The 5,501-nt window shown below is 36.7% G+C and carries 5 protein-coding genes; all 5 read right to left on the bottom strand.

Translation table 11 applies throughout. From position 1 onward, the window contains the following. A partial coding sequence (locus M0P98_09095) for a type II secretion system GspH family protein (protein MCK9267002.1) occupies positions 1-460 on the bottom strand: 460 nt, incomplete at its 3' end. Between the two features lie 288 nt (positions 461-748). Further along, entirely contained in the window at positions 749-1,834 is a 1,086-nt protein-coding gene (locus tag M0P98_09100) for a 3-isopropylmalate dehydrogenase (GenBank protein MCK9267003.1), read from the bottom strand. Beyond that, complete coding sequence (locus M0P98_09105) at positions 1,804-2,298, bottom strand: 3-isopropylmalate dehydratase small subunit (GenBank protein ID MCK9267004.1); 495 nt, start codon at positions 2,296-2,298, stop codon at positions 1,804-1,806. Before M0P98_09105 ends, M0P98_09100 begins: the two co-directional genes overlap by 31 nt. 38 nt (positions 2,299-2,336) lie before the next feature. After that, complete coding sequence (leuC, locus tag M0P98_09110; protein ID MCK9267005.1) at positions 2,337-3,596, bottom strand: 3-isopropylmalate dehydratase large subunit; 1,260 nt, start codon at positions 3,594-3,596, stop codon at positions 2,337-2,339. Positions 3,597-3,602: 6 nt separating this feature from the next. Then, positions 3,603-5,129 carry a 2-isopropylmalate synthase gene (locus tag M0P98_09115; GenBank protein MCK9267006.1) on the bottom strand — a complete coding sequence of 509 codons (1,527 nt, stop codon included), beginning with the start codon at positions 5,127-5,129 and terminating at the stop codon, positions 3,603-3,605. Positions 5,130-5,501: the final 372 nt, after the last annotated feature.

Consider the following 5,501-nt stretch of genomic DNA (forward strand, 5'->3'; position numbering starts at 1 on the left):
CTTCTGGGGTTTTGTCTGCACTTAAACGAGTCGAAACATCCCTATATAGAGCGCCTTTAGGGTTTGTTGATGGTTTCCACCCGCTCTTATTTCCTGGGCAGATAAAGAGCCGGTAATCTGATACATATTTTGGGGTTTCAAGAGACGGTTCTTCGGGGTTAGGCATACCTACAAGAAGTCCAAGAGAACAGTTGGTTTTTGATGAAAAATGTCCATAACCTGATGCAGAAGCCCAGCGAGTGTCATCAAAATTATAGTAAGGGAACCATCCCCCCCAATCTTGAGCGTACATATTTAAAGCGAGACCTAATTGCCTCAAGTTATTCATACAAGCTGTCATCCGTGCTCTTGCCCTTGCTCTGTCGAGGGCTGGTAACAACATAGAAGCCAAAATCCCTATAATAGCAATAACAACAAGCAACTCTATAAGGGTGAACCCTCTACTTTTTTTGTTTCTCATACTTATACACCCCCTTTCCGTTTTTAACAATCAGTTTGTTAAATTTCTATAAGTAGTATACAAACGAAACTATTTTAAGTATTTCAGTTAAAGAACGCTATAATCAAGAGGTTTAAAATTAGAATGTACTTTGTTTTTAGTTTACTCTATTACCGTCGATTTTGTCAAGCAATTTATAACCTTTTGATATGGTAATTACAAAGGTTTGACCTTCGTAGAATATTTTATTCCAACATTAAATAAAAAAAAAAGGGCTGATTTTAAAGTCAGCCCTTTTTTTATCTTATTTTAATCTTTAATTTCTTTTACAAATTTGGAAATCAAGTCACCGACTTCATTGGTTCCCATACCCATTTTGCCAGCCTCAAGACTCTTAATATGTTTTTCTCCAGTTGCTTTTACAATCGCTTTTTCTACCATAAGGGCTGCTTCTTCCTCACCAAGTATTTCAAGCATCATCCCGCCAGCAGAAATAGTTGCTATGGGACATGCCACATTTTTTCCTGTATATTTTGGTGCAGAGCCGTGGATCGGTTCAAACATACTAACACCGTTAGGGTTGATGTTACCGCCGGCGGCAATACCAAGCCCGCCTTGAGTCATTGCACCAAGGTCGGTAATGATATCGCCAAACATATTGTTTGTAACAACTACATCAAACCATTCTGGATTTTTAATCATCCACATACAGGTCGCATCAACAAAAGCAAAATCAAGTTTTATATCAGTAAATTCTTTTTTTATTTCTCCTGCAGTTCTTCTCCAGAGGTCGCCTGCGTAAGTTAAAACATTGGCTTTATCTACAACTGTAAGATTTTTAGCACGATTTCTTTTTCTTGCGTACTCAAAGGCGTATCTGATACATCTCTCGACCCCTTTTTTTGTATTAACATCTAATTGAGTAGCAATCTCATCGTCAGTACCTTTCTTTACACTTCCTCCAATACCGCTATATGCGCCTTCAGTGTTTTCTCTTACAACAATATAATCTATATCTTTTGGTTCTTTATTTTTTAGAGGATGCCAAACGCCTGGGTAAAGTTTTATTGGTCTGAGGTTAATATACTGGTCAAGTTCAAATCTGATCTTCAACAAAATTTCTTTTTCTAAAATTCCGGGAGCAACATCAGGATGCCCAACAGCTCCAAGGAATATAGAATCAAACTGTTTTAATTCATTTATAGCAGATTCAGGCAATGTTTCACCTGTTTTAAGGTATCTTTCTCCACCAAAGTCGTATGTTTCTGTATCGAGAGTAAAACCATATCTTTCAGAAGCTGCTTCAACCACTTTTAAACCTTCTCTAATTATTTCTTCACCAATTCCATCGCCAGGTATAACTGCTATTCGATATTTTCTTTTTGAGCTACCCATCTCATCAACCCTCCTGTTTTTATGATTTCCTGTAAAAATTCAGGATATTTGTTAAACTTGTATTCTTTTTTGTTTGTAAGGTTTCTAATCACTCCGTTATCAAAATCTATTTCAAGTTCATCGCTTTCATTTATTTCTTTTGATTCAGGTAATTCTATAACTGGTAAACCAATATTAATGGCGTTTCTTAAAAAAATTCGAGCAAAACTTTTTGCTATTACAGCAGAGATGTTACAGTTTTTTATTGCAACAGGAGCGTGTTCTCTACTTGAGCCGCACCCAAAATTTTCACCAGCTACTATTACATCATTATGAGATACTTTTTTATGAAAATTTGCACCAAATGTTTCCATACAATGAGATGCAAGTTCTTTTCCATCTGTTGTGTCAAGATATTTTGCTGCTATAATATCATCAGTGTTAATATGTTCTCCAAATTTCCAGACTTTTCCTATTACTTTCATTTTTCCTCCGTGGCGGGTATATGTCCATAATTTTAGGGTTAGATTTCATCAGGGTGAGATATTTGTCCTTTAATAGCTGAAGCAGCCGCAACTTCTGGTCCAGAAAGATAAACGTAACTTTCAATATGCCCCATTCGTCCTATAAAATTTCTATTTGTGGTTGCAATAGCTACTTCTCCTTTACCAATAACTCCCATATGTCCACCGAGACAAGGACCACAGGTGGGTGGGCTGATTATACAACCTGCTTCCAGAAAAATAGATATGAGACCTTCTTTAACAGCTTGTTTGTATATTTTGGGAGTGGCTGGAATGATAATACATCTTACATTAGAATCAACAGTTTGACCGTTAAATATAGAAGCGGCTCTTCTTAGGTCGCTTATACGACCATTTGTGCAAGAACCTATAACTGCTTGGTCAATATTAGTGTTTTTATAAAACATTACATTCTTAGAATTGCTTGGCAGGTGTGGGGCTGCAACTTGAGGTTCAATTTTTGATACATCGATACTAATGATTTGTTCGTATTCAGCGTTGGTATCGCTTGTAATAAAAGGTAACCTTGTTTCTGAGGTAACGCTTGTAACAAAATTTTGTGTTATGTCGTCTGGAGGAATAATACCATTTTTAGCGCCAGCTTCAATTGCCATATTACAAATTGTAAATCTATCGTCCATAGGTAAGTTGTCAATAACTTCGCCAGTAAACTCCATAGATTTGTATGCAGCTCCGTCAACTCCAATTTTTCCGATAGTATATAAAATTAAGTCTTTTCCTCCAACATATTTATTTCTTTTACCGTAATAATGAAATTTGAGGGTAGGGGGAACTTTAAGCCATACTGTACCAGTAACCATAGCACCAGCAATATCAGTGCTTCCCATTCCGGTAGAAAACGCACCAACCGCACCATAGGTGCAGGTATGACTGTCTGCTCCAACAATTAAATCTCCCGGTAGGGTTAGCCCTTTCTCTGGTAAAAGAGCGTGTTCTATGCCTACTTCTCCAAGTTCGTAAAATTTTGCTCCATACTCTTTTGAAAATTCCCTAAGTATCTTAACCATTTCAGCGCTTCTAATATCTTTACAAGGAGTGAAATGGTCTGGAACAAGAACTATCTTTTCTGGACAGAAGAGATTTTTAGCACCAAACTTATGGAACTCTTCAATAGCAAGAGGAGCAGTTATATCATTAGCAAGAACAATATCTACCTTACTTTCAACAAACTCGCCTGGTTCAACCATATCCTTGCCTGAATGGTTAGCAATAATCTTTTCGCTTATGGTCATAGCCATTTTAATCTACTCCTTTATATTGTTTTTAAAATATTTCCTCATTAAATATCTGTTTATAGCATTGATGTACGCCTTAGCGCTTGCTTCTATAATATCGGTGCTAAAACCTTTATCGACTACTCTTACAGAATCTATTTCTAAAGAAACCATAACTTCACCTTGAGCATCTTTTCCGCCAGTAATAGCAGAGATTTTATAATCTTTTAGAATTGGGGTAATACCTGTTATTCTGTCGATAGCTTTATATATAGCATCAACAGGACCGTCTCCTCTTGAAGCATCTTCAAACACATTATCATCCTTTTTTATTCTTACTGTGGCACTGGGTATAGTTGATGAACCAGATAAGATATGAAAGTAATCAAGTGTATATATGGGTTCCCCTGTTCTTGTTTCTTCTTCCTCTGCGATGACTATTAAATCAATATCTGTAATATCTTTCTTTTTATCTGCAAGTTTTTTAAATTTTTCAAATACTTTGTCAAGTTGTGAATCTTCTAAATAAAACCCAAGTGTTTCTAAACGGGCTTTCAAGGCGTGCCTTCCTGAATGTTTGCCAAGAACAAGTTCGCTAGCAGGTTTACCTATTGTTTCAGAACTCATTATTTCATAAGTTTCTCTATTTTTTAAAACACCGTCTTGATGAATTCCCGACTCGTGCCTAAAAGCATTTTCTCCAACAATGGCTTTGTTTGGTTGGACAGGAATACCAGTAAGAGAAGCAACCATTCTGCTTGTTCTATAGATTTCTTTTGTATTTATATTTGTTTCAAGGTTATAGAAACCTTTCTTTATGGCAAGGTTCATTACTATCTCTTCAAGAGCTGCACTTCCAGCCCTCTCACCAATTCCGTTTATTGTGCATTCTATCTGGCGTGCTCCATTTGCTATTGCTGCAAGAGAGTTTGCGACCGCAAGTCCAAGGTCGTTGTGACAGTGGACACTAATAACAATCTTTGATGGTAATCGTTCTTTAAGAAATTTTATTAGAGTAGCGTATTCGTAAGGAGTAGCAAACCCAACAGTATCGGGTATATTGAGAGTGGTTGCTCCTTCTCCTGCTACGGTTTTTGCAAATTCAAGAAGAAATTCTGGTTCTGTCCTTGAAGCGTCTTCAGGTGAAAATTCTATATCATCAATAAATTTTTTTGCAAAGCGGGTCTTTTCTGCAGCAATTTTTAATATTTCACCCTTTGCTTTTTTTAATTTGTATTCTCTATGTATCTCTGAAGTAGCAAGGAAAATATGTAAACGTGGCTTGGTTGCTTTTTCAAGAGCCTTTACTGCAGCTTCTATATCTTTATTTACACATCGTGCAAGAGCACAAATAACTGGTTTTTTTATTCTTTCACTAATTATTCTAACAGCTTTGGCATCATCTGTGGAAGTAATTGGAAAACCAGCTTCTATTATGTCTACTCCAAGTTTTTCAAGTTGTTCTGCAATCTTAATCTTCTCTTCACTTGTTAAACTTGCCCCAGGAGATTGTTCTCCATCCCTGAGGGTAGTATCAAATATTAACACTTTTTCCATAATTTCTCCTTTACTGGTGAGGATTTTTTATTAGAGTGGATTTCCAATTTAAATTTTACCACAAAATAAGTTTATTTTCAATAACAAGGGGTAAAAAAGTATGGGGTGTCTACTCACTCTGGTACTACGGCGCATACACCTTCTACGCAATGGGGATGTTTGGGGTAGTAAGTCCCTAAGAGTTTGCAGAGAGGTTAATAGGATGAGGTTTATCCGCCGAAGCTTGTATTGTAGCGTAGGTGGAGGGGCAGTTAGCAACTTAACCAAAAACGAAAGACGTAATGATAAAAAATTAGACTCCCCCTTATTTGTCATTCCGGACTTGATCCGGAATCTCGTTTTTTATGTTGTGCCTATTACCAGCGTGGGTTA

Source organism: bacterium (genome assembly GCA_023230585.1).
GTDB lineage: Bacteria > Ratteibacteria > UBA8468 > B48-G9 > JAFGKM01 > JALNXB01.

Excerpts from the sequence above, each read along its gene's own strand:
- M0P98_09105 (MCK9267004.1), bottom strand. The coding sequence starts at position 2,298 with ATGAAAGTAATAGGAAAAGTCTGGAAATTTGGAGAACATATTAACACT.
- leuC (MCK9267005.1), bottom strand. The coding sequence starts at position 3,596 with ATGGCTATGACCATAAGCGAAAAGATTATTGCTAACCATTCAGGCAAG.
- M0P98_09100 (MCK9267003.1), bottom strand. The coding sequence starts at position 1,834 with ATGGGTAGCTCAAAAAGAAAATATCGAATAGCAGTTATACCTGGCGAT.
- M0P98_09115 (MCK9267006.1), bottom strand. The coding sequence starts at position 5,129 with ATGGAAAAAGTGTTAATATTTGATACTACCCTCAGGGATGGAGAACAA.